Source organism: Sutcliffiella deserti, assembly GCF_020037475.1.
GTDB classification, from domain to species: Bacteria; Bacillota; Bacilli; order Bacillales; family Bacillaceae_I; genus Sutcliffiella_A; species Sutcliffiella_A deserti.
In genome coordinates this window covers 56,476-80,322 of record NZ_JAIQDB010000002.1, presented here as the reverse complement: position 1 = coordinate 80,322, position 23,847 = coordinate 56,476, and the positions used below count along the sequence as shown (strand labels likewise).

The 23,847-nt window shown below is 43.9% G+C and carries 22 protein-coding genes; 4 read left to right on the top strand and 18 right to left on the bottom strand.

Going from position 1 to position 23,847, the window contains the following annotated elements:
• Window positions 1-18 precede the first annotated feature (18 nt).
• The 3 genes from K9B36_RS05800 to K9B36_RS05790 form a co-directional block, all read right to left on the bottom strand.
• Window positions 19-1,632 carry a gamma-glutamyltransferase family protein gene (locus tag K9B36_RS05800; protein WP_223701081.1) on the bottom strand — a complete coding sequence of 538 codons (1,614 nt, stop codon included), beginning with the start codon at window positions 1,630-1,632 and terminating at the stop codon, window positions 19-21.
• Between the two features lie 62 nt (window positions 1,633-1,694).
• Window positions 1,695-2,531, bottom strand: a complete 837-nt coding sequence (locus K9B36_RS05795) for a transposase (RefSeq protein ID WP_223701080.1) — start codon at window positions 2,529-2,531, stop codon at window positions 1,695-1,697.
• A 381-nt stretch (window positions 2,532-2,912) separates the two neighbouring features.
• Window positions 2,913-3,758, bottom strand: coding sequence for a M23 family metallopeptidase (locus K9B36_RS05790; protein WP_223701079.1), 846 nt, complete (start codon window positions 3,756-3,758; stop codon window positions 2,913-2,915).
• 310 nt (window positions 3,759-4,068) lie between these two features.
• Between K9B36_RS05790 and K9B36_RS05785 the strand changes: the two genes are divergently transcribed.
• A complete protein-coding gene (locus K9B36_RS05785; RefSeq protein ID WP_223701078.1) occupies window positions 4,069-4,503 on the top strand; it encodes a VanZ family protein in 435 nt (144 codons plus the stop codon).
• A 172-nt stretch (window positions 4,504-4,675) separates the two neighbouring features.
• Here K9B36_RS05785 and spoIID read toward each other — a convergent pair whose 3' ends face one another.
• The 15 genes from spoIID to K9B36_RS05710 all read right to left on the bottom strand — a co-directional run bounded on the left by spoIID (window position 4,676) and on the right by K9B36_RS05710 (window position 20,673).
• Entirely contained in the window at window positions 4,676-5,701 is a 1,026-nt protein-coding gene (gene spoIID, locus K9B36_RS05780; protein ID WP_223701077.1) for a stage II sporulation protein D, read from the bottom strand.
• 394 nt (window positions 5,702-6,095) lie between these two features.
• Window positions 6,096-7,400, bottom strand: a complete 1,305-nt coding sequence (gene murA, locus K9B36_RS05775) for a UDP-N-acetylglucosamine 1-carboxyvinyltransferase (RefSeq protein WP_223701076.1) — start codon at window positions 7,398-7,400, stop codon at window positions 6,096-6,098.
• Between the two features lie 33 nt (window positions 7,401-7,433).
• A complete protein-coding gene (locus K9B36_RS05770; RefSeq protein ID WP_223701075.1) occupies window positions 7,434-8,231 on the bottom strand; it encodes a YwmB family TATA-box binding protein in 798 nt (265 codons plus the stop codon).
• 375 nt (window positions 8,232-8,606) lie between these two features.
• A complete protein-coding gene (locus K9B36_RS05765; RefSeq protein WP_223701074.1) occupies window positions 8,607-8,837 on the bottom strand; it encodes a DUF1146 family protein in 231 nt (76 codons plus the stop codon).
• Window positions 8,838-9,043: 206 nt separating this feature from the next.
• Window positions 9,044-10,573, bottom strand: coding sequence for an NADH-quinone oxidoreductase subunit NuoN (gene nuoN / locus K9B36_RS05760; RefSeq protein ID WP_223701073.1), 1,530 nt, complete (start codon window positions 10,571-10,573; stop codon window positions 9,044-9,046).
• A gap of 6 nt (window positions 10,574-10,579) precedes the next feature.
• Window positions 10,580-12,115, bottom strand: coding sequence for a complex I subunit 4 family protein (locus K9B36_RS05755; RefSeq protein ID WP_223701072.1), 1,536 nt, complete (start codon window positions 12,113-12,115; stop codon window positions 10,580-10,582).
• A complete protein-coding gene (gene nuoL, locus K9B36_RS05750) occupies window positions 12,112-13,980 on the bottom strand; it encodes an NADH-quinone oxidoreductase subunit L (protein ID WP_223701071.1) in 1,869 nt (622 codons plus the stop codon). Before nuoL ends, K9B36_RS05755 begins: the two co-directional genes overlap by 4 nt.
• Window positions 13,981-14,077: 97 nt before the next feature.
• Window positions 14,078-14,392: an NADH-quinone oxidoreductase subunit NuoK gene (gene nuoK, locus K9B36_RS05745; protein WP_223701070.1), complete on the bottom strand. Its 315-nt coding sequence runs from the start codon at window positions 14,390-14,392 to the stop codon at window positions 14,078-14,080.
• Window positions 14,389-14,919: an NADH-quinone oxidoreductase subunit J gene (locus K9B36_RS05740; protein ID WP_223701069.1), complete on the bottom strand. Its 531-nt coding sequence runs from the start codon at window positions 14,917-14,919 to the stop codon at window positions 14,389-14,391. Before K9B36_RS05740 ends, nuoK begins: the two co-directional genes overlap by 4 nt.
• A complete protein-coding gene (nuoI, locus tag K9B36_RS05735; RefSeq protein ID WP_223701068.1) occupies window positions 14,916-15,335 on the bottom strand; it encodes an NADH-quinone oxidoreductase subunit NuoI in 420 nt (139 codons plus the stop codon). Before nuoI ends, K9B36_RS05740 begins: the two co-directional genes overlap by 4 nt.
• A gap of 715 nt (window positions 15,336-16,050) precedes the next feature.
• Window positions 16,051-17,061: an NADH-quinone oxidoreductase subunit NuoH gene (gene nuoH / locus K9B36_RS05730; RefSeq protein WP_223701067.1), complete on the bottom strand. Its 1,011-nt coding sequence runs from the start codon at window positions 17,059-17,061 to the stop codon at window positions 16,051-16,053.
• Complete coding sequence (locus K9B36_RS05725) at window positions 17,061-18,161, bottom strand: NADH-quinone oxidoreductase subunit D (protein WP_223701066.1); 1,101 nt, start codon at window positions 18,159-18,161, stop codon at window positions 17,061-17,063. The genes nuoH and K9B36_RS05725 overlap by 1 nt, the downstream gene beginning before the upstream one ends.
• A gap of 3 nt (window positions 18,162-18,164) precedes the next feature.
• The gene (locus K9B36_RS05720) at window positions 18,165-19,676 is read right to left on the bottom strand and encodes an NADH-quinone oxidoreductase subunit C (protein WP_451923551.1); all 1,512 of its coding nucleotides are present in this window, start codon (window positions 19,674-19,676) and stop codon (window positions 18,165-18,167) included.
• Between the two features lie 119 nt (window positions 19,677-19,795).
• A complete protein-coding gene (locus K9B36_RS05715; protein WP_204413003.1) occupies window positions 19,796-20,308 on the bottom strand; it encodes a NuoB/complex I 20 kDa subunit family protein in 513 nt (170 codons plus the stop codon).
• A complete protein-coding gene (locus K9B36_RS05710) occupies window positions 20,299-20,673 on the bottom strand; it encodes an NADH-quinone oxidoreductase subunit A (RefSeq protein ID WP_223701064.1) in 375 nt (124 codons plus the stop codon). Before K9B36_RS05710 ends, K9B36_RS05715 begins: the two co-directional genes overlap by 10 nt.
• A gap of 330 nt (window positions 20,674-21,003) precedes the next feature.
• Here K9B36_RS05710 and corA point away from each other — a divergent pair, with 330 nt between their 5' ends.
• From corA to K9B36_RS05695, 3 genes are all read left to right on the top strand, one after another.
• The gene (corA, locus tag K9B36_RS05705) at window positions 21,004-21,963 is read left to right on the top strand and encodes a magnesium/cobalt transporter CorA (protein WP_223701063.1); all 960 of its coding nucleotides are present in this window, start codon (window positions 21,004-21,006) and stop codon (window positions 21,961-21,963) included.
• A gap of 127 nt (window positions 21,964-22,090) precedes the next feature.
• The gene (locus tag K9B36_RS05700) at window positions 22,091-22,780 is read left to right on the top strand and encodes a response regulator transcription factor (protein WP_223701062.1); all 690 of its coding nucleotides are present in this window, start codon (window positions 22,091-22,093) and stop codon (window positions 22,778-22,780) included.
• Window positions 22,777-23,784: a sensor histidine kinase gene (locus K9B36_RS05695; RefSeq protein WP_223701061.1), complete on the top strand. Its 1,008-nt coding sequence runs from the start codon at window positions 22,777-22,779 to the stop codon at window positions 23,782-23,784. The genes K9B36_RS05700 and K9B36_RS05695 overlap by 4 nt, the downstream gene beginning before the upstream one ends.
• Window positions 23,785-23,847 lie beyond the last annotated feature (63 nt).

Here is a 23,847-nt window from a genome sequence, read left to right as displayed (position 1 = left end):
CACGTTACCGTTATGCTTTTAGTAAGCTGCGATGCTTCCGTCTGTTCTTGATTCGGTTCCACCTCTTAGTACACCGGTTTTCGGGTCGCGCCAGATGATTTGTCCGCGGCCGAAACTTCCGCCATCAAGCGTAACTTGAATCTGGTGCCCTTTTCGGGATAAAGCTTGCGCAAGGTGAAGTGGGAAGTGGTGCTCAACTTCGACTTTCTTATCCTCCATCCATTGCCACCTTGGGGCATCAAGTGCCGCTTGTGGGTTCAGGTGGAAGTCGACTGTGTTCATGACAACCTGCATATGTCCTTGAGGCTGCATGTAGCCGCCCATTACGCCGAACGGTCCGACTGCTTCATTGTCTTTTGTCAAAAAGCCCGGGATGATGGTGTGGTACGTTTTCTTCCCTGGTGCCAGTGCATTTTCATGTTCAGGATCAAGCGAGAAGTCATGCCCCCGGTTTTGCAGGCCGATTCCTGTTCCAGGTACAACCACACCGGAGCCAAAGCCCATGTAGTTACTTTGGATAAAGCTTACCATATTGCCTTCTCCGTCCGCCGTTGCAAGATAAACCGTTCCACCCTTTGGAGGCGTTCCTGGTTCTGGTGTAAGGGCTGTTTCGCCGATGAGTTCTCTTCTTTCTTTTGCAAAAGTATCGGAAAGTAAGTTTTCAGACGTACGAGTCATTGTTTGTGGATCGGAAACATATTTTTTCGCATCGGCGAATGCTAGTTTCATTGCTTCGATTTGTTTATGGTAGGTGTCGAGTGAGTCTCTTTCCGTGAATGTGTCTTCTTTTAGCATATTCAATGCCATAAGTGCCACGATTCCTTGACCGTTTGGCGGAATTTCCCACACATCATAGCCACGGTAGTTGACTTTAATCGGGTCAACCCATTCTGGTTTGTAGGCTGCAAGGTCCTCCCCTGTCAGGAAACCGTTGTGCTGCTTGGAGAACTCGGCGATTTTTTTTGCTAGAGCGCCTCTGTAAAAGGACTCTCCGTTTGTTTCCGCGATATCTCTCAGTGTCTCCGCGTGACCTTTGGATGACCAGATTTCCCCGATTTCAGGAGCGCGTCCTTCTGGTGCGAAAGTTTCAAACCAATGAGTAAATTCTTCGGTTGTGCAGAATTTTTTGTAGGCATTGTATGCGCCCTTCCAGTACTTCCCGAGTGTTGGCGAGACTGGATAGCCATTTTCCGCGTAGTCGATGGCAGGCTGAAGAACCTCAGATAATGGCAGTCTACCAAATCGCTTGGAAAGCTCTGCCCATGCTGATGGTGCGCCAGGTACGGTTACAGGAATTAGTCCCATTTTCGGCATCGTTTCGTGTCCACGGGCCTTTACAGCGTCAATTGAGATCGATTGTGGAGCAGGTCCGCTGGCGTTTAGCCCGTGAAGCTCTCCCTTGGTCCATACAAGTGCGAACGCGTCCCCGCCAATCCCATTGGACGTTGGTTCAACAACTGTCAGACAAGCAGCTGTGGCGATTGCTGCATCGATTGCATTTCCGCCTTTTTTCAGAATATCTAATCCAGCCTGGGCAGCAAGTGGCTGAGAAGTTGCCACCATCCCATTTTTCGCAAATACAGTGTTTCGGTTGGATGGGTATGGATTGTTCAAGTGATCAGTGTTTCTCATTATGTTATATCCCCCTATTATATTTCGTATTTCGAATTATTCACTATTATACTCAATTTTCACTATTTTTTCAAAATAAGAAATTTAACTTTTCTTTCAGGGGAAAAATAAATTCTCGTGTTGGGGGTTTGAATGTAGTGGGCGTACGAGCCTGATGAGGGCTTTGTAAAGTATTGCAGGATGTGACTTGTGGTAACGAGCGGATCATTTTTTCTATTGTAAAGGTAGCTCTGGTAGCTGCTCCAGGGATAGTCTTCGGGCTTGGTGACGAGGTTGGCGGCGACAGGGTTAAGATGGATGTATTTGCTGACTTCGATCTCGTAGATTGGGTCTTTGATTGGCTTCTCGCCATACCGCCCTTGGAAAAGGTGGCCAGTATAGTTGTATTTTCGGTTCATGTAAATGGCGTAAACGGTATTGATATGGTGCATGATACGGCTGATGTTTGTTTGGGTGGTTTCGATCTGGAGGTGCGTGTGGTTGGACATGAGGCAGTATGCATGTAGATGGAACGGATATTTCTTTTTGGCCTCGAGGAGGGTGTAGAGGTACATCTTGTAGTCCTCAGAATCGTGAAAAATATTTGACTGGCGGACTCCCCTTGTCGTGACATGGTACTTCGCGCCAGGAAACCAGATGCGTTGCTTTCTCGGCATGGGTGGATTGCCCCTTTCTTTGGTAGGTTTGGGTGGTTGCTGTGCGGCGAGCGAAGGTGGGACGGCGATGGGACGGCGGGAATAGATTGCAACATTATTAGATTCGACGTAGGTGGAGAAGTTCCTGCTGGGGTCTGGCCCCGATTTTTGTTTTTTTTCATACTTTCCGTCCTCCCCCCATGAAACGGGCACAAAAAAAACCGCTGAACGGTGGCGGTGGGAGATGGAAATCCATTGCAACATTATTAGATTCTACGTTGGTGAGGAAGTTCCTGCTGGGGTCTGGCCCCAAATTTATTTTTCGCACTTCCCGTCCTCCCCCCATGATAAGGGCATAAGAAAAACCGCTGGACGGTACCTCGTCCTGCGGCCTTGACATTCACCTATTTGTTGCGCTGTTGTGATGCACTGTATCGGTAGTAATAGTATACCCAGGTGGGTAGTTATTTATGCATGGTCTAGATGATTTTTTGTGTGTCTTTTTTGCCTATATAAAAAAGGTGAAAGTAAATGGAAAAAGAGCAACCGCTCAAGGGATGTATTTTTCCCTCAAAGGTTGCTCTTTTCTTTATGAGAGCTTATCGCTCTGCATTCTTCACACTTTGTTTTTGACTAGCGTTGCTATTAAGTGAGATAGCTAACGTTTTCTTCTTCTTCGGAACCTTCGTCGCCATCTTCGTCCTCTCCATCTTCAGGCTCTTCTTCGCCTTCTGCTGGAGCTGGATTTTCTTCTTGTTCACCAGCTGGTTCGCTGCTTTCTTCAGAAGCTTGTCCTTCTTCTTCTAAAAGAGCTGTTACCGGTTTATTGAAGAATTCAGTTGGATTGACTGCTACAGAATCTTTGCGGATTTCAAAATGAACATGTACAGAATCTTTGTTCATTAAGCTTGTACCAGCTTTAGCGATCTTTTGGCCTTGTTCAACGAAATCACTAGGTTTCACCGTTACATCAGACAGTGCTTGGTAGTAAGTTTTCACACCATTTACATGTTCGATTTCTACAACATGTCCAAGGAGTCTGTCTTCTTCGACACGCGTTACTGTTCCACTTAAGGAGGCTACAACATCAAATGTTTCGCCGTTCTTCATAGTAATGTCGATCCCTGTATTAGGATGGTACATTCCATTATAGTAGACGAATGATGCCTCTTGCTCTTCTTGCGATGCATCCGCATCCCAGAACTGCTTTTCGATTACGACGGAGTTCGCATCCGTTACCGGCATTACAAAGTTTTCTACCGGACGGTTAACCTCTACTGCTTCTCCATTATCATTGTAAGAAGTAGTTGGTCCTTGCCCTTCGTTTTCATCCACTGGGTCTGCTTCTTGATTACCTGCTTGGAACATTAAAACCGCTGTCAAAATAAGTGCTGCGCTCGCTAGGTAGATTGCTGGGAATACCCAACGCTTTTTCATTAAACGCTGCCAATTTGAATTTTGAGAAGTCCGTTTCTTTTCTTCCTCTCTCATTGTATCATCACCTCAACAATCATTCTGAACAGAAAGCGAGAATAATATACACACAATGAAAAAAATTTTTAAAACGTTATTTTTCTTCAAAGATCCCGATATTATGCATGAGACGGGAAAATAAATTTCGAGGTTGGATTTTTGGGTTATAATCTAAAAAATTAAATAATTTAAATTCGGGGCCAGACCCCGGCAGGAGCCGGGGTCTGGGTGTCGAATACTTAATAGTTTTGGTATGATAGAGGCTACATAGTATAAATAGATCTATTAGTCATGATTAAAGGAGATTATAAAGATGGTTTTGAAAGTTATGAGGGGTCGTTTTAAAATTGCGCCGTTTTTTTATATGGCGTTGATCTGGTTTTTGTCGAGTAATCCGGCAGATGCAGTTATTGACACAGGATTTTCTTGGGATGGCGCCTTTAAAGAGTCGTTACACTTGATCGCGTTCGGTATTCTGTACGTCCTGTTTGTTCTGTTTTTCTTAGTTGATGGGAAATTAACGATGAAAATGAATATATTATGTGCGGTCCTGGCTATATCCTATGGACTTGTAGATGAAATCCACCAATCGTTCGTTCCAGAGCGTTCTGCTACCGTCATCGATTTTGTCAAAAACACCATTGGCGTGCTCGTCGCCTACTATATCATCCACCAAGCCTATTTCGGGAAGAACCGATTCCAAAAAATCGGTGACATGCTCCGACGCATGGAAAAGAAATTCCTTGATGGCGCCAAAGCCTAAAAGGAACTTGGAAAAATTTACTTTTGGGGCCAGACCCCGGCAGGAATTTCTCCTTCGACGTCGAAACCCCTCAATCCACAGCCTAGGAGGCAGCGGGTCGAGGGGTTTTTGTTTGGTACCTTTTATTTATCGGCTTTCTTTTGTTTTAGCAAATTTCGCATCGGCTTTTGTACTACGGCTTTGCTGTCAATTTAGTCAGGTATTGTTCTGCGTTGCCGATTTGAACATCTTTATAATAATGGGCAATGATATCGGGATGTTTTTTGCCTTGGAGCGCCATTCCGTTGGCCCCGTATTGGCTCATTCCGACACCGTGACCATAGCCTTTTGTGGTAATCACAATGTTGTCGCCTTTGCGTTCCCATGTGAAGTCACTGGATTGTAGCTTCAACATTTCTCTTACTTCTCTTCCTGTAAGCTGCTTGCCGTTTATTTCAACTTTACTAACGCGGTTGCCTGTTGTGCGTGAAATGATTTTCCCTACTTCTGTGCCCGCTCCCAGACTAACGCCTAGTCGGTTTTGAAAGTCTGCGACAGTCAGGCTCACCTGATCCAAGTATTTTGGTGTATTAATATCCCAAGGGCTTGCTACACTTCTTAAATAAGGAATTTCATTTTGCCAATATTCCTCAGAGTTTTCTGTTTGGCCATTGCTTGTGGAAAAAAAGCTCGCTGTAATCGGTTCGTTATTATACGTTAATATCTTTCCGGCTGTTGCTCTCACAGCTGCCGTAATTTTTGCTAACTTCGCCTCATATTCCCCTGGCTCATTCCATTGGGCTTTCAACTCTTCCGGACCTTTATAGACCTGATGGTTAACCGTATCCGACACAACTGCACCTTCTGGAACTCCTATCGGCTCCTCTAACATTAGATGTTTTAGAACAAAAGTGCGCGCAGCCAGTGCCTGGGCCATCAATGCCTCTTCCTCAAACTCGGCAGGCATTTCTGACGCTACCACTCCCACCACATATTCTTCTAATGGAATATTCTCGATTACTTCTTTGTGCGCCCGATATACCGCCACATCAACCGGTGATTCCGCTACTGTCGGTTGTACCTCGGGTTTGTTTTGGAGTTCTTCCGCTAGTTGACCACTCCCCTTATCGGTGAATGGAATAACTAACAATGCTGGTACCATGATTACCATGACAAATAGAATAGATGTAAGTACGATGATTGGTTTTACGTTTCTCATAGCGTCGACCCTCCATATGAACAAAAATAGATTAGCTGTTAGCACCTTTACTCTTCATTCTTATGGGAGAGGACAAGCATTTATGACAAAAAGATGGGCAAGTTTTGAGGTGGTTTCTTAGAGAGAGAAAAGAAAAACTGGACAATGAATGTTACCGTTCTATTACTCATGTTTGGAAAATATTACATTAAACAAAATTAGCATTAATTTAAAAAAACAGGAATAAAAATAAACTAACACAACATAATAAGAGAGGTGAAAAAACGACAAAAATTAGCAAGCAACAAGCCAAGTAAAAATTATATTTATATGTAAATCAAAAAAAAAATAAAAAGAGGGCCAGACCCCGGCAGGAGTTTGACCCTCAGTATCGAATATATAATAATTAGAAAGTTCAGGCTTCTTTGATTTTTTCTAGGGCAACTGGGTTTTCTGTTTCGACCGAGGTTACTCGCTCGATGTCTGCACCTAGGGCTGCAAGCTTGTTGTGGAAGTTCACATAGCCGCGATCTAAGTGTTTAAGTTCTGTCACGCGTGTATATCCATCTGCAATTAATCCCGCCAAGGTTAATGCTGCTGCTGCACGTAAATCTGTCGCGGCTACTTCTGCACCTTGTAGGCTTGATGGTCCATTGATCACAACGGATCGGCCTTCAATCTTGATGTCTCCATTCATGCGACGGAATTCTTCGACATGCATAAAGCGATTTTCGAATACTGTTTCGGTAATCATGCTCGTGCCTTCCGCTGCTAAAAGTAAGCTCATCATTTGGGATTGCATATCTGTTGGGAATCCTGGGTGTGGCATGGTTTTGATGTCAATGGACTTCAGCTTTTCTGGTCCAATAACACGTAGCCCGTTTTCCACCTCTTCGAATTTTACGCCCATTTCTTCCATCTTAGCAATAAGTGAGCTGGAGTGCTCTGGTACGGCACCTTCTACAATAACATCTCCGCCAGTGATTGCCGCTGCTACCATGAAAGTACCTGCTTCAATACGGTCCGGAATAATGTCATGTGTTGTTCCGTGCAGTTCCTCTACTCCTTCAATTCTAATCGTTCCAGTTCCTGCTCCACGAACCTTAGCACCCATGGAGTTCAAGAAGTTCGCCAAGTCGACGATTTCCGGCTCTTTTGCAACGTTCTCTAAAATTGTCGTACCTTCCGCTAATGATGCTGCCATCATAATATTCTCCGTAGCACCAACACTTGGGAAGTCTAAATATACTTTCGCGCCTTTTAATCTTCCGTCTACTTCGGCATCGATATATCCATTTCCTACTTTTACTTTTGCACCCATTGCTTCAAATCCTTTTAAATGCTGATCAATCGGTCTTGAGCCGATCGCACATCCTCCAGGTAAAGCAATTTGCGCTTTTCCGTTACGTGCAAGTAAGGAGCCCATAACAAGTACAGATGCACGCATTTTTCTGACATATTCGAATGGTGCTTCTGTGCTTAGCTCTCTTGTTGCGTCGACAGTTATACGATTATTTTCAAAATCAACATCGGCATTCAAATAACGCAAAACCTCGTTAATCGTATAAACGTCGGAGAGCACTGGTACATTTAAGATTTCGCATTTGCCTTTGCTAGCTAATAGTGTTGCGGCGATAACAGGTAGTACTGAGTTTTTGGCTCCCTCTACTCTTACAGTACCTTTTAACCTTTGTCCGCCGCGGACGATAATTTTTTCCAAAATTTTTCCCCTCCGCGTCATATGTTCTATATATTAATATTCAACAGTAATAATTGGCGTGCCTACAATTACGGTAGTCTTTTCGCCTAATCCTTGTTTTCGTAATCCAATTTGTAAGTTCATCATTCCTTGGTGTGTTGGAAGAACATTATTCCACAATTCAGTATATGCTGAAATGGAAACAAAGTTATCTTCATGCAACTCTTCGATTACTCGTGCTGAAAATGCGTCCAGCAAAATATTTGTCGTATTTTGCAAACCATCTTCAATTTTAGCACTGACTTCACCAGTCATACAACTAAATATTTCTAATTTTTCAAGTGAAATAATGGAAATATTAGAATGGAAAAGGTTAATGATTTTTTCTGCTGAGGTTTTTTCCCAACCATATCCAGTGACTTCATATAATAAATACGATGTTGGGTTTGAATTTATGTGGGTGGTGATGAGCTGAAGAGTTTCTTCGTGTTTGTATTGATCATTATAATAAGTGCCAACTGCTCTCCACTGATCCTCTTCCACTTCCACGCTCCATTTTAAATGGCCCATATTCTGTTTTAACTCATTTACCTCTTTTTGAAAAGTGACTAAATCCCTAATTTCATAGACGTTATTTCTTGCATAAAGTTTCCACTCATTAATATTTATATTTTTCTCGTGGAATACCTCGGCAATTGCTTGTATCTCAGTACTGATATCATTTATTTGAGCTCTGCTTCTTTCATTCCCAAGAATAAGCCCTGTAAAACATATTAATAAGATAAAAAATCCATAAAGTCCCCAATGGATGTACTTTTTCTTCCCCTCGCCACTTACTTTTATCCCGTACAACAAATCCCCCACGTCCCTTTCCTTCAATTCTCCTTACTAACCATTCTAACCAGCCTCACGCTTCACATACGTGGAAATAATCGTCAAATTTCTCCCTCAAAAAAGCGCTTTCCTATATCTCACTTTTTTATTTTTGGGGAATAATTGGTCGCACATTTTTTTATTTTTGGGGCCAGACCCCGGCAGGAGTTTTTCGCTTTTTGTCGAAGGTGACACGCGCCCAGGCTACCCGCATTTTTCCATAAATAAAGACCAAGACATATTTGCCTTGGCCCAGCTTGAATATAGAAATATAAACCTCATCTTGAACTTGATTGGAACTGATTCTTAAACAACGTTCCACCTTACCACATCACACTTCCAACCCCAACCCAATCACCACAACATCGGCAAGCGCTGGGATAGGAATAAATAGTCCAAAAAGAAGTTGCTTACTGCTGATCCGATGGCGATGGTGACGAGGATGAGCAGGAGTCGTATTTGGGTGACTTTGTTTGGTTTCATCCATTTTTCGTAGTTGATCCCTTGCAGGGCCCACCAGGTGATGCTGATAAAGAGCAGGTGGGAAATAATGCTGATTAGTGCTTGTACACCGAAGTCCACCATGTGCTTTGTCCCCTTTCTTATTTCGTGATTTTGTATGTATAATTCCTTTTGCCGAAGACAACCTAACAACTAGGATATGCCCAAAAACCAGGATTTGTCATGAGTTCGACGTTATTTCCCGGAAAAGCACAAAAAAGAAGGAGCTCCCCAACTCCTTCTTCTAATTAAAACATATACCCCTTTTTTCTGACAAACCGTGAAGCGTATTATCTTGTGCCTGGCGAAAAGAAGTCTAGCAGGATATCAAAATTCCCTTGGAAGAAATCTAAGGCTAGGCCTGGCATAATACCAAATAGGACGGTCCCTGCTGCGCAAAGAATAATCGTGATCCAGATCCCCACTGGAACGTGGATTTTCTCTTGTTCTGCAGCCGGACGGAAGAATATTTGGGTCATGATGCCGAAATAGTAAAAATAAGAAATAATCGTTGTTGCGATTAGGACGGATGCCAGTACATATGCTTTCGACGGCTCTGTAATGGCGCCGACAAAGATGGAAAATTTCCCGATAAAACCAGCGGTACCTGGTATGCCTGCGAGCGAGAGCAGAAAGATGCTCATCAGAACGGCAAGCAATGGTGAGCGGTTATACAGTCCGGCAAACTGACTGATATCTTCATTGTCTGCCTTTGTTGTCATGGCCTGCAATATCGCCAATGCACCGAGGTTCATCAACATATATGCCAACAGATAGAACCACATGGTTTCAAATAAGAACAAAATATTTCCCGAAGAGATTGCCACAAGCAAGTAACCTGCATGTGCCACCCCTGAATAGGCAAGCATTCTTTTCACATTGCGCTGTTTTAGTGCCACCGTGTTCCCAAGCACCATGGAAACAATCGCAAGGATCGCGATGAATTCTTTTAGTGAGAACAGAAGGGAAACCTCGTTACCAAGAGCTGGTGTCATCAAGAATAACGTGATGAATAAACGTACTACGATGACAAATCCGGCTGTTTTGGATACCACTGCAAGGAATGCGGTGACAGGTGTCGGTGCTCCTTGGTAAACGTCTGGTGCCCACATGTGAAACGGTGCGGTTGCAAGTTTAAAGGAAAGTCCGATAAACATCATGATAAATGCAATCATCAATAAGAATTGCATGTCCGATGCACGTGTTTGGCTGAGGATTTGTTGCATTTCCAATAGGTTCGTTGTTCCTGTCAGACCGTACACATAACTCATTCCGAACAAGGTGATGGCGGTTGCGATTCCGCCATTGATGACATATTTCATTGCTGCTTCGTTGGAGTTTAGGTTCTTTTTTCGCAATCCTGCCAGTATATAAGAGGATAGTGAAAGGAGCTCTAATCCGACGAAAAGTGTAATTAAATCGCCACTTGATGCCATCAGCATTGTTCCAAGAAGGCCTGCGAGCAAGAGATAATAGAACTCGCCGCGGTATTCTTTTAAGCTTTCCTTTGGTTCGTAGCTGACTGCCATGAGCATGACAAACGCCGCTCCGACGAGTAAAAGAAGCTTAAATGCGATGGCAAAACTGTCGAGACGGAAGGTTTCATACAGAATGGACGTTACCCCGTCCTGCCCTACCCTTCCTACTAAAAATCCAATGGCGATGAGTATGCCTGCGAATCCGATCCAACCAAGGATACGCCGGTCTATTTTTTTTGGTAAAAATAAGTCTAATAGAGTAAGAAGGGTTATTACACCTAGGATGATGAATTCCGGTGCCATGGCTCCCCACTCAAAGCTGAGTAGCGTTTCTATATCCATCTCCCATCACCCTCCTAATCCTAAAATAATGGCTTCGATGGTTTCCTGAAGCGGTTGTGCGAGAACGCTTGGAACCACACCAATTAACACGATGAAGAACACAAGCACAGCGACTGGAATAAATTCGACTCCACGCAGATCCACGACCTTCTCATCATAGGAGGCTGTTTTTCCAAACGTCATTCCCATCACGGCTCTAAGCAGGTATGCAGCGGTTAGAATAATCCCGAGCGTTCCTACTGCCGCAACAACTGGCATTTCTCGGAAAAGGCCAAGGAATGCGAGAAACTCACTAACAAATCCGGACATACCCGGTAATCCTAAGGAGGCCATTGCCCCGACTAAGAAGAAGCCGGCCGTTAGTGGCATAACTTTTGATAATCCGCCAAGCTTTCCAATATCCGTCGTCCCTACACGCTCATACATCACGCCGATCAAGAAGAACAACAGCGCCGCGATAAATCCGTGGGAAACTACTTGGAAAATTGCTCCCTGAACGCCGGCTTCGTTTAAGGAAGCAAGCCCGATCAGCACAATCCCCATATGCGAGATACTGGAATAGGCGAGCACCATTTTGAAATCTGTTTGAATGAGCGCCAGAAATGCTCCATATAGCAGGTTAATAACACCTAAAATTGCTAGAATGAAAGCCATCTGTTCGAACTGCTCCGGGAAGATTCCGACCCCAAAGCGGATCAAACCGAATGCTCCTATTTTTAACAACACGCCTGCATGCAACATAACAATCGAAGGTGGCGCTTGCACATGCACCTTCAGCATCCAGCTGTGCAGTGGTACGATTGGGAGCTTTACCCCGAACGCAACTAAAAGTGCGATCAATAAGCCGAGGCGCAGGTCATCCGTCATCCCGCCGATAAAGAGATCGTTATCTCCTGAACGAAACAGGTCGGTAATATCTGCAATGTTCATCGTTCCTGTTTTTGCAAAAAGAATAACGAACACGATAAGCAGAATAGCCGAACCCAACCCGTTGTAGATTAAGAAACGGTAGGCGGCATTTTCTTTTTCAAAATAGCCCCATTTTCCAATTAAGAAGAACATTGGAATTAAGGTTAATTCAAAGAAAAAGAAGAATAATAATAGGTTCTCAGATGCAAAGACTCCGAGCATCCCAATTTGTAATAATAGGAAAAGGATAAAATAGCCCTTCCACTCTTTTTTTACATGAATCGAGGCAATGGCCGCCAATGTGGAAAGGACAGCGGTTAAAAGGATCATCACCATGGAAAACCCATCCAGTCCTAGTTCAAAGGAAATTGGCTGGTACAGTTGGATGCCATAAAGGCTTTCAAAAAATGCGGCGTTTCCGAACCTCATCCATTCCACTTGTACCGAAAACTGCTCCAGTCCTGCACCACTTTGGTATTGCACATAGGCTAAAATCGCAAATAGTAAGGATGGCAGCGTTGCGACAACACCAACTACCTTAATTATTTGTTCATTCGTTTTTGGAATAAACAGCAGTGCAAGTATTCCTAAGAGAGGGGCAAAAATCAAGATTGACAAGAACAAGCTGTTCATCCTAAGTACCCCCCTGTGAACGCAAAAATAATAAGCAAGATTGCGAGACTAACAAATGCAACGGCGCCATATATTTGGGTATGGCCGTTCTGGATGTTTGAGCCCCATTTTCCGATTGCTTGGGTGGTATGGGCCACGCCCTTCATTGTTCCTTGAACAAGAAATTCGTCAATGTATTTCAGAAACAAGCTGATTACGCGCGCCCCGTAAACGAACGTCATTTTATAAAATTCATCAACAAAATATTTGTTTCGTAAAATGCCGTATAGATGAGGTGCACCCGTACTGAAGGTTTCCCGCTCAATCGAACGGCGGTAATAGATCAAGTATGCAAGACCGATTCCAAGGGCAGATACCAGGATGGCAGCAACCATTATCCAGGCAGGTCCACTAATGTGTGACGGTCCGTACATTTCGGTGCCGTCGGTTAACCAGTCTCCTAAAAAGTGACCAAACCAAGGCGTGTTCATGTACCCGGCTACCACTGCGAGTACGCCGAGCACCATCATCGGCAAGAGCATAATCTTTGGTGATTCATGGGTATGCCGCTGGTCCCCGCGTGCCTTGCCAGTAAAGACAAGGAAAAAGAGACGGAACATATAGAAGGCCGTAAAGAATGCAGCGATAAGCGCTAGTGCAAACAAGAACGGATTCCCGTTAACCCATGCTGCAATCAATATTTCTTCTTTACTGAAAAATCCAGAAAACAATGGAACACCTGTAATGGCAAGGGTTCCGATTAAAAATAATATTCCTGTTGTGCGCATCTTTTTCCAAAGTCCGCCCATTTCGTCAATATTCTGCGTATGAACGGCATGGATAACACTCCCTGCTGCAAGGAACAGAAGCGCTTTAAAGAAGGCATGTGTTGTTAAGTGAAAAACTCCTGCCACATACCCGGCCGTGCCTAGTGCAAGCATCATGAAGCCTAACTGACTCACCGTCGAGTAGGCAAGCACTCGCTTAATGTCCTTTTGCACCAGTCCAATGGATGCGGCGAAAATTGCCGTGAAGGCTCCCACAATTGCGACCGTCATCATGGCTGTTTCACTTGCATTGAACAGTGGAAACAGGCTTGCTACCAGGTAGACCCCAGCTGCAACCATTGTCGCGGCGTGGATAAGGGCGGAAACTGGTGTGGGACCTTCCATTGCATCCGGTAACCAGGAATGGAGTGGAAACTGACCGGATTTTCCCATAGCACCGATGAAGATCATGATCGCAATGAGGGTGAGCATCTCTGCAGAAACCACTCCCGCACCGACCGCTTCAAAAATCGCATTATATTCAAAGCTTCCCACCTGCCAGAATAACAGGATAATCCCGATAAATAACCCGACATCCCCGATACGCGTCATGATAAACGCTTTTTTGGCAGCAGCTTTTGCATCTTCTTTATAAAAATAAAACCCAATGAGCAAGAATGACCCTACTCCTACAAGCTCCCAGAAGACATAGAGCTGAAGCAGGTTCGGTGAAATCACTAGCGCCAGCATCGCAAAGGTAAAGAGCCCTAAGTATGCATAAAAGACTGAAATACGTTCATCTCCGTGCATATAGCCTTTGGAATAGATATGTACTAATAAACTGACAAGTGATACTACGACAAGCATCAAGGCGTTTAATTGATTTACTTCATATCCCGCCGTTAAGGTAACATCGCCCACTTGGAGCCACTCAAATGTCGCCTTAAAGGATGGTGCTGAAAACCGCTCCCATAGTGTTATTACGGAAAAGATAAGTGAAAACCCGATGAGCGCCATTGCGATATAGGCACTCGTTTCTTTTAACTTTTTCCCAATAAACAGAAGTAGGATAAAGGAGATCAGCGGAAAAAGCGGGATGATCCAAGCATTCTCCATCATCGTATCAAGTCCCCTTCTCTTACGCGGGTTTGTTTTCCCACGATATAGTCAAGCTGTTGAATCTTTAGTCGGGTTCAAAAGATTTTTTGAACTTCCTCTAATTTTTCAACGTATTCATTTCATCGATATTCACCGTTTTGCGGTTGCGATATAGCGCAATCAGGATTGCTAACCCTACCGCTGCTTCTGCCGCTGCGACCGTTATGGTAAACAGAGAAAACACTTGCCCTGTAATCGACGGGTTAATACCAAATTTACTAAATGCAACTAAGTTTATGTTCACGGCATTTAACATCAGCTCAATACAGATCAGTACGATTACCGTATTCCGCTTTGTTAGTGCTCCGTAAAGTCCTATGCAAAATAAAATGAGCGCTAATACCAGGTAGGCTGATAATGGAACCTGTGTCATTCCTTGTTCGCCTCCTCTTCTTCTTCATCTTCATTGTCCCGTTTTGCCAAAATAATGGCACCAACAAGGGCAACTAATAATAGAACCGAGGTTAATTCAAAAGGAATCACATATTTAGCATAAATTGCCATCCCGATTTTTTCAGTATTGTCGACATGTAGCTCTGTCGGCTCGCTTCCTAAGTCTAGGCTGAAAACCCCTAAGTACATGACCACAGCGAAGCCCAATACTCCTAGACCCACGAGAATCTTGCGCAAAGGTCCTGCTGTTTCCGATTCATCATTATGACGGGTAAGCATGATTCCAAAAAGCATGATGATTGTAATCGCTCCAGAGTAGATGAGAATTTGCACGGCGGCGACGAACTCAGCAGATAGCATGACATAAATGCCTGCAATGCTGATAAAAGTGAACACAAGCGCGACGACCATATGCACAACCTTTGTAAGATTGAGCATGAGCACGCCACCAGCGATTGCAGAGGATGCTAAAAGGAGAAAGATGATAAATTCACCGGATATACTCATGCTTTATTCTCCCTTCTGATGTTCGTGTCATTTTCATCAAGCCATTGAAGGTCTTTGAATAGACGATCTCTGCTATACTCGGCGAGCTCAAAATTATTGGTCATGACTATGGCTTCTGTTGGACAAACTTCTGTACATAAATCACATAAAATACAGATTTCAAAGTTGATGTCATACGTATCGATGATTTTCCCTTTTTTGGTCGGATCCGGATGCTTCTTCCCGGTAAGCTGAATACAGTCTGTTGGACAGATGTTGGCACATTGGTTACAGACGATGCATTTTTCCGGGTAGAATTTTTGGATACCGCGGAACCGGTCTGGTAGTGGCAGCGGCTCTTCTGGGTAATTGTAGGTTACTTTTTTCTTGGTTAAGTTTTGTAGGGTATATTTTAAACCTTTGGCAAGACCGCGCATTTTTGCTTCACCCCTATTCTTGTTACTGTGGTATGGTGCTTTTATAAAATCTGTATTAGGTTGGGTAGACTCTTAACCCGCTTTTTCATGGTGGGGGACAGCTAATCCCCGTAAAGATTGGTACACCTTTTAACTCCCTGTTCCATTGCGCTTCAGGTGTTCGCTTTCCGCGGGGCGGGGCGGGTGCCTCCTCGGCTGAAGCCTGTGGGGTCTCCCGTCTACCGCTATCTCCCGCCGGAGTCGATCACCTTCCTCTTCATTTCACAGGGGAGGGCACCTTTTATGTTTGGTGATTTTCTTCTCCCACTTTTCATGAAGGGGGGGCGCTTTATCCCTGTAAACATAGGTACACTCTTTAACTCCCTGTTGCATTGCGTTCTAAGTGATTGCTTTCCACGGGCAGTGGAGTGGATTACCTGTCACTTCATTTCGAAGCCACTGAAAACTGAAAACATATAGTTTTAGGTGGATTCTAGCTGTGGATTGGAGCAAATGGCGTAGACTCCAGCGGGGGAGTAGCGACAAACTTGAGACCCCGCAGGGCATAGCCCGAGGAGGCTCAAGGTCGCCCCGCGGAAAGCGAAGCCATTTGCGGAAAGTAACAGCGGTGTTTAACCCAAACCTAAAATTATGTGCTTTTTCAGTGGCCTCCTTCATTTCACAAGAGGGCAACTTTTTAAATTTGGTGACCTCTGTTCCAGCTTTCTATAGCGTCTTATTTAAAAAAGATTTCTTTTATTATTGCCGTGAAGAAGATGTTCGCTAAGGCTACTGGTAGTAGTATTTTCCAGCCGAATTCCATTAACTGATCCGCTCGCAGGCGAGGGAAGGTTACTCGGATCCAGATGAGGAAAAATACGACGAGGCTGAATTTTAGTGCAAACCAGATGGCTCCTGGGATGAAGTCTAGGAATCCAAAGGGTGCTAGCCAGCCGCCTAGGAATAGTACGGTTGTTAGGGATGCCATTGCGAACAGGTAGACATATTCGGCGAGCATGAAGAATGCCCAGCGAAAGCCGGAGTATTCGACATGGTATCCTGCAACAAGCTCGGACTCTGCTTCTGGAAGGTCAAATGGTGTTCTGTTTAATTCTGCAACTGATGCAATGATAAAAATAATGAATCCAACTGGTTGAAGCAAAATGAACCACATGGTTTCCCCTTGTGTGGCAATAATCTCATTGAGATTTAAGCTTCCTGCAAGCAGAACCACCCCAATGACTGACATAACTAGCGGTACTTCATAGGAAATCATCTGTGCCGCTGCACGCATTCCGCCAAGCAGCGAGTATTTGTTATTGGAAGCCCAGCCTGCAGCTACGACTCCAACTGTTGTTATTCCAGAGATGGCAATATAGTACAGCAAGCCAACCCCGATATCGGCAAATTGAAAATGCTCTGTAAAAGGTATGGCGGCAAGTACCAGAAATGCCGGTGTAAAAGCAATAACTGGTGCAAGGATAAATAATGGACGATCGGCGTCTTTGGGAATGGTGTCTTCTTTTAGCAATAGCTTCAACACATCCGCTACTGTTTGCAAAAGGCCCCATGATCCTCCAACCTGATTAGGTCCCATTCGTCCTTGCATAAATCCCATAACTTTACGCTCTGCAAGAATACCATATGTAACAAAGCCCAAAACCGCCAATAGCAGGGCGGTGGCGAGGCCAAAGTAGATGAAAAAGTTCGTCCAGGATGGTGCGGAATGTAATAAATCTTGAATCATTAGCCATCAACCTCCCCTAGGACAATGTCGATTGCGCCTAAAATGGTAATCAGGTTTGCCATGTTTTCTCCTTCAAGCAGCTTCGGCAGAATTTGCAGATTGTAAAAGGATGGACGGCGGAACTTTAAGCGATACGGTTCTTTTTTGCCATCACTTGCAATATAACAGCCGATTTCGCCACGAGGAGATTCGATGCGCACGTACGCTTCCCCTTTAGGAGCTTTAATGATTCGCGGAACTTTTGCCATAATCGGGCCTTCTTCCGGAAATTGAGCGACTGCTTGTTCAATTATCTTTAAGGACTCTTCAATTTCCTCCATGCGACAGTGATAACGGGCCCATGCGTCTCCGCCTTCCCTTGTTGGTACATCAAAATCAAAACGGTCATAGATCGAGTATGGCTCATCTTTTCGAAGATCCCATTTTACCCCTGTACAGCGGAGGTTCGCCCCACTTAAGGAATATGCCAAGGCATCCTCTTTTGTATAACGGCCTACCCCTTTGACACGACTCATAAAGATTTCGTTTCCAGTTACAAGATCATGGTAGCCTTTCAGTTGCTCCCTCATATACGGAACAAATTCTTCTACCTTTTCAATCCAGCCTTCCGGAGCATCCCACTTTACGCCCCCAACACGCATGTAGTTGAAGGTCAATCGGGCACCTGAAAGCTCATTTAGTAGATTAATAATCATTTCGCGCTCACGGAACGCATAAAGGAATGGACTAACCGCACCAATATCAAGAAGGTATGTACCGTACCAGACAAGGTGACTTGCCACTCGACCAAGCTCCATCGCTAGCACTCGCAGGTACTCGGCGCGTTCAGGAATCTCTAGTCCCATCATCGTTTCTACTGCATGACAGAGCACATAGTTATTCGTCATCGCTGACAAATAATCCATCCGGTCCGTATACGGGATAATCTGTGTATATTGAAGGTCCTCCGCCAGTTTCTCCGTTCCGCGATGCAGATAGCCGACTACAGGTGTAGCTTCTTTAATAATTTCTCCGTCTATTTTAATAACAAGACGGAACACTCCATGTGTACTTGGATGCTGTGGTCCTACATTTAAAAGCATTTCCTCCGTGCGAATCATCTGCTACACCTCCACATCGTACGGCTCATAATCTTTGCGCAGCGGATGGCCAACCCAATCATCCGGCAGCATGATTCGTGTTAAGTTGGGATGCCCTACGAACTGAATCCCTAGTAAATCAAAGGTCTCACGCTCCGGCCAGTTTGCCCCTTCCCACAATGGCTGCAGGGATGGAATGACAGGTTTGTCACGATCTATCTTTACCTTCAACGCCACGGACTGACTATTTTTATAAGAGTAAAAATGGTTATAAATCTCCATATGCGTTTCAAAATCGGATCCGTGCATTTCAGATAAATATTCAAATGTTAACTGCTCATTGTAGCGCAGAAATTCTGCTATTTTAAAATAAGTCTCAGGTTTCGCAACAAGTGTCGGTACATCTTTGGAGAGCGTATTAATATAAGCGTCTTCTAGGATATCCTCGCCAAGGTTGTCGTTGATAACTTTTATATATTTATCTAAGTACTTTTGGTTAGGTGACGGCTCTTTTGGCGTGTCTTCCGTTGCATCCGCTCCGCCTGCTTTTGTTGCAGCCGCTGATTTGGCTTTCGCTGCAGCTGCTGCTTTCGCTTTGGCGACTGCTACTGCCTTGGCTTTTGCTTTGGCCAGTTCATCGTCCCCTGCCGGCTCGTCTCCGTTGTCACGATTCTGTTTCGCCTGTGCTGCCGCCTTTGCCTTTGCGGCTGCTGCCGCTTTCGCTTTCGCTGCTGCGATAGCTTTGGCTTTGTCGTCTCCAGCGGTGGAGGATTCTTGATCTTCCCCTTTGGCTTTTTGCTTTGAGAGAGCTGCTGCTTTTGCCTTTGCCGCTGCTGCGGCCTTCGCTTTTGCAACTGCCGCTGCTTTCTGCTTTGCTAGTTCAAGGTCTTCCCCGGTAGTCTCACTTGCTTCCGGAGCTTCCGAGGCTTCCTCTTGTTGTTGCTTTGCCTTTTGTTTAGCTAGTGCAGCTGCCTTTGCTTTGGCTGCTGCCGCTGCTTTTTTCTTGGCAAGTTCCTTGGCTTCGTCTTCTTCTCCGATTGGTTCCGAGGTACTTGACGCTTCTTGTTCCTTCGCCTTTTGTTTTGCCAGTGCTGCTGCTTTGGCTTTTGCTGCCGCCGCTGCCTTTTTCTTGGCTAGTTCCTTGGCTTCATCGTCTTCTCCGCTTGGTTCTGGGGTACTTGACGCTTCTTGTTCTATTGCCTTTTGCTTGGCTAGTGCTGCTGCTTTGGCTTTTGCTGCCGCCGCTGCCTTTTTCTTGGCTAGTTCCTTGGCTTCATCTTCTTCTCCGCTTGGTTCTGGGGTACTTGACGCTTCTTGTTCTTTTGCCTTTTGCTTGGCAAGTGCTGCTGCTTTGGCTTTTGCTGCCGCCGCTGCCTTTTTCTTGGCTAGTTCCTTGGCTTCATCTTCTTCTCCGCTAGGTTCTGGGGTACTTGACGCTTCTTGTTCTATTGCCTTTTGCTTGGCTAGTGCTGCTGCTTTGGCTTTTGCTGCCGCCGCTGCTTTTTTCTTAGCAAGGTCTTGGTCCTGATTCTCTATGTTACCGCTCGCTTCACCAGTTGCTTCTTGTTTTGCTTTTAATTTTGCCAGCGCTGCCGCTTTCGCTTTGGCCGCGGCTTCTTTCTTCTGTTCTTCTAAACTCTTTTCATCGCTCACTGCTAGATCACCTGCTTCCCTGTCTTAGCTTCGTGGCGAATTTTCTCTCTTAATTTATTGATTCCATAAATAAGAGCCGCTGGATTTGGTGGACATCCTGGAATGTACACGTCTACGGGTACGATTTGGTCCACTCCTTTGACGACAGCATAGGATTTGATATACGGACCACCCGCGGTTGCACAGGATCCCATTGCAATGACCCATTTCGGCTCAGGCATTTGATCATAAAGGCGCTTTAGAACGGGCGCCATTTTTTTCGTAACGGTACCGGACACGATCATACAGTCTGATTGACGTGGAGATGTACGGAAAAAGGAACCAAAACGATCCAAATCGTAATGAGAAGATCCTACTCCCATCATCTCGATTGCACAGCAGGCAAGTCCAAATGTCATCGGCCACATGGAGTTGCTGCGGGCCCATGCTTTGAGTTCCTCCAATGTTGTAAGAAAGACGGTCTGCTTGAGCTCTTCCATTTCTTCTGGGGATATACTCTCTAAATTTAGATCCATTTTAACACCTTCTTCTTCCAAGCATAGAGTAGTCCAATCAGCAGCATCACAACGAAAATAAGCATTTCAATTAGTGCAAAAACGCCCAATTTCTCATATGCTACTGCCCATGGATAAAGGAACACTGTTTCCACATCAAAGATGACGAATAACAGCGCAAATATGTAATAACGTACGTTAAACTGGACACGTGAATCATGAAAGGGATCAATTCCGCTCTCATAGGTCGTCTGCTTTGCAATAGACGGTTTATGCGGCCGCAGCAGTCTTCCTGCTGTTAACGCAACGACCGGAAGTAATACACCTAGAGCTAAGAATACAACCACGATCAAATAGTTATTTTGATATAAGTTTAGTAGATTCATGCCCGCCCCCTCCGAAGCCTTGTATTTTTCTGATTGCTCTTAATATTTAAACTTGTAACCGATAACAATTATATCAAATACCAATATCTGTGTCGACATGATAAATCCTTATTTTGTCTGCAGTTTTGCGATTGGTAGACTGTTAGGCTGCTTGGAAAAATTATCGTTTGCTTAGGTATTGGATAGCGTTCGTCAGGATTTGTCCCGTTTCTTAGAGAATACTCCTCGTGATCCGGTTTTATGATTCTATTTATAGCGCTAAAAATAACCGATTAAGGGTATTGTATAATAGAAACTAGTATTTGATTTTACCAGCAGGAGACTGATAACATGATTAAATTTATGGGGATTACGAAGGAGAATAACGTAACGATAAAATCTTCCTTGAACAATATTAGCTTGCCAGACTATAAATGGTATTGGGTGGATTTTCAGGAGCCTACTAATGAGGAAATCAGCCACCTGGCAGATACCTTCCATTTTCATCCACTGGCGATAGAAGACTGTATTCACCGGATGCAGCGGCCAAAATTGGATTATTATGATGACTACACTTTTTATGTTATTCATCTTTTACAAGAAGACGAACAGGAAATTTCCAAGGCTGAACTGGACTTTTTTATAGGAGAAAATTATGTTGTCTCTTTTCACCACCAACCATTAACTGAAATTGATCAGGTGTGGAATCGTTTAGCAGGTCAAGAAGAAGAGGGCAACTGGGATTCCTATTACGTTTTATATGAAGTATTTGATAAAATTGTCGACAGCTATTTTCCGCTAATCTACCAGATTGAAGACAAATTGGACATGCTTGATGATAATAAGGAAAATAAATCGATGAACCTTTTGATGAACGAGCTATTTGATACAAGGCATATGCTACTGAATATCAGGCATACCATCAATCCAATGCGTGACTTGTTGTACCGGATGCTAAATTCCCATCACTTAGATGGCATTAGAGAACGCCGGGAGTATTTCTCCGACATCTATGATCATCTGTTAAAGCTATCTGAGATGGTGTTGTCCAATAGGGAACTAACCTCCGATATACGGGACAACTATCTTTCTCTGAACTCTCATCAAACCAATAATGTGATGAAGGTTCTCACGATTATCACCTCGATTTTTGCGCCTTTGACTTTTATTGCCGGAATCTATGGGATGAACTTCGAGAATATGCCAGAGTTAACATGGAAGTACAGCTATTTTGTGACCATCGGATTTATGGTTGTTATTAGTATTACAATGTATGCTTGGTTCAAGAAGAAGGGGTGGTTCCGGTCTTAGGGAGGATGCGGGATGCCTTGTCCTACAGGCAGAAAAAAAGAAAAACTATTTTTGGATAATTCTCTGCCAAAATTACCCTTCTCCATGAGTTTTTGCTATACTTTTAGTGAAAGCGTGGGTGATTCGGTTGTTTAAAATATTGTTAATTGAAGATGATGCTTCTCTATTTAAAGAGATAAAAGACCGGCTTATAGATTGGGAATATAAAGTGTTTGGAGTTGAGAACTTCCAGCTTGTCATGGAGAGCTTTGCTGAGATTCAGCCAGACTTAGTGATTATTGATATTCAGCTTCCGAAATATGATGGATTTCATTGGTGCCGGATGATTCGTGAGCATTCGAAAGTTCCGATTGTCTTCTTATCTTCAAGGGATCATCCTACAGATATGGTAATGTCGATGAATTTAGGTGCCGATGATTTTATTCAGAAACCCTTCCACTTTGACGTGCTAATCGCAAAAATCCAGGCCATTTTGCGTCGTGTACATAACTACAGTACAACCACCTCCGATTTGAAAACATGGATGGGTGCAACAATTGATTTGGAGAGAAACCGCGTGACAAATGAAATGGGGATGATTGAGCTTACTAAAAATGAAATATTTATCTTGAAGCTGCTTGTTGAACGCAAGAATAAAATTGTCAGCCGAGAAGATTTAATGAACCTGCTATGGGACGATCATCGTTTTATTAGTGATAATACGTTAACGGTAAATGTAAACAGGCTCCGAAAAAAGCTAGCTGGAATAGGGCTTGGAGATGGAATAGAAACGAAGGTGGGGCAAGGGTATACGGCTCTAGAGCAGGTGAAAAAATGATTAGGTTATTTTTAATGGAGCGAATCAGCTGGATCCTGATGGTAGTTTTTTTGCTGATTCTTGCTTTAATAATGGCCTACCTAGATTCCTCTCTTTCGGTAGACTCGATGTTCTATTATGTATTTTTGTCACTCGTTATTTTCTTCCTGTTTGTTGTTATTCGTTATTTTAAGGAAACTTCTTTTTTTAAGGAGCTTGGTGAAAGAGAGAGTACGACTGATATTACGAGTCTTCCCGAAAAAAACAGTCCCTTTGAGTCTTTTATTTATCATCAGATTTCTTCTTCCATTGAACAGTTAGAAAAAGAGGCGTCAACGAACCAGTTTCTCCTTGAACAAGAGAAAGATGAGCTGCTTTCTTGGATTCACGAGGTCAAAACACCTTTAACTGCCCTGAAATTAATCATTGATCGCACCGAAAACCAGCAATTAAGATCTGAACTTATGTACGAATGGTTAAGAATCCACTACCTTCTTGATCAGCAGCTGCATCAAAAGCGGATTCCCTTTATGGAAAATGATTTGTTCATTGAAACCGTTGAACTTGAGTCCCTTCTTAATAGTGAAATTCGCACTTTGCGTTCTTGGTGTTTAAAAAAGGGAATTGGTTTTGATGTAGAATTATCTTCTCCATATGTGCTCACTGATGCGAAATGGCTGTCCTTTATTCTTCGTCAGCTTTTAACAAATGCTGTGAAGTACAGCGAAGAAGGATCAGAAATTACAATACAGTCGTTTGATGAAATGAACCACACAATCCTTACTGTAGCAGATAACGGCCGCGGTATAGACCCTCGTGATGTGGATCGAATTTTTGATAAAGGGTTTACGTCTACAAGCAAGCATCAGGACCAGCATGCTACTGGTATGGGGTTATATTTAGCAAAGAAGGCTGCCCTCCCGCTTGGTATTCAACTTTCTGTGCTCTCAACGATTGGAAGAGGGACAACTTTTACCCTCACATTCTCAAAAGAAAATAGTTTTCTCCAAATTCAAAGCGTGTGACAAAAATGTCACTCGCTTTCGCTGTTTTGTAAGGAGAATCAAAAGACTGTTTGTGCATGGCTT

Coding starts and splice junctions, on each gene's coding strand:
- K9B36_RS05795 (WP_223701080.1), bottom strand. CDS start 2,531: ATGTTGCAATGGATTTCCATCTCCCACCGCCACCGTTCAGCGGTTTTT.
- nuoN (WP_223701073.1), bottom strand. CDS start 10,573: ATGGATATAGAAACGCTACTCAGCTTTGAGTGGGGAGCCATGGCACCG.
- K9B36_RS05715 (WP_204413003.1), bottom strand. CDS start 20,308: ATGGATCTAAATTTAGAGAGTATATCCCCAGAAGAAATGGAAGAGCTC.
- K9B36_RS05785 (WP_223701078.1), top strand. CDS start 4,069: ATGAGGGGTCGTTTTAAAATTGCGCCGTTTTTTTATATGGCGTTGATC.
- spoIID (WP_223701077.1), bottom strand. CDS start 5,701: ATGAGAAACGTAAAACCAATCATCGTACTTACATCTATTCTATTTGTC.
- K9B36_RS05755 (WP_223701072.1), bottom strand. CDS start 12,115: ATGAACAGCTTGTTCTTGTCAATCTTGATTTTTGCCCCTCTCTTAGGA.
- nuoI (WP_223701068.1), bottom strand. CDS start 15,335: ATGCGCGGTCTTGCCAAAGGTTTAAAATATACCCTACAAAACTTAACC.
- nuoK (WP_223701070.1), bottom strand. CDS start 14,392: ATGACACAGGTTCCATTATCAGCCTACCTGGTATTAGCGCTCATTTTA.
- corA (WP_223701063.1), top strand. CDS start 21,004: ATGATTAAATTTATGGGGATTACGAAGGAGAATAACGTAACGATAAAA.
- K9B36_RS05710 (WP_223701064.1), bottom strand. CDS start 20,673: ATGAATCTACTAAACTTATATCAAAATAACTATTTGATCGTGGTTGTA.
- K9B36_RS05695 (WP_223701061.1), top strand. CDS start 22,777: ATGATTAGGTTATTTTTAATGGAGCGAATCAGCTGGATCCTGATGGTA.
- nuoL (WP_223701071.1), bottom strand. CDS start 13,980: ATGATGGAGAATGCTTGGATCATCCCGCTTTTTCCGCTGATCTCCTTT.
- K9B36_RS05800 (WP_223701081.1), bottom strand. CDS start 1,632: ATGAGAAACACTGATCACTTGAACAATCCATACCCATCCAACCGAAAC.
- nuoH (WP_223701067.1), bottom strand. CDS start 17,061: ATGATTCAAGATTTATTACATTCCGCACCATCCTGGACGAACTTTTTC.
- K9B36_RS05790 (WP_223701079.1), bottom strand. CDS start 3,758: ATGAGAGAGGAAGAAAAGAAACGGACTTCTCAAAATTCAAATTGGCAG.
- K9B36_RS05765 (WP_223701074.1), bottom strand. CDS start 8,837: ATGGTGGACTTCGGTGTACAAGCACTAATCAGCATTATTTCCCACCTG.
- K9B36_RS05740 (WP_223701069.1), bottom strand. CDS start 14,919: ATGAGTATATCCGGTGAATTTATCATCTTTCTCCTTTTAGCATCCTCT.
- K9B36_RS05725 (WP_223701066.1), bottom strand. CDS start 18,161: ATGATTCGCACGGAGGAAATGCTTTTAAATGTAGGACCACAGCATCCA.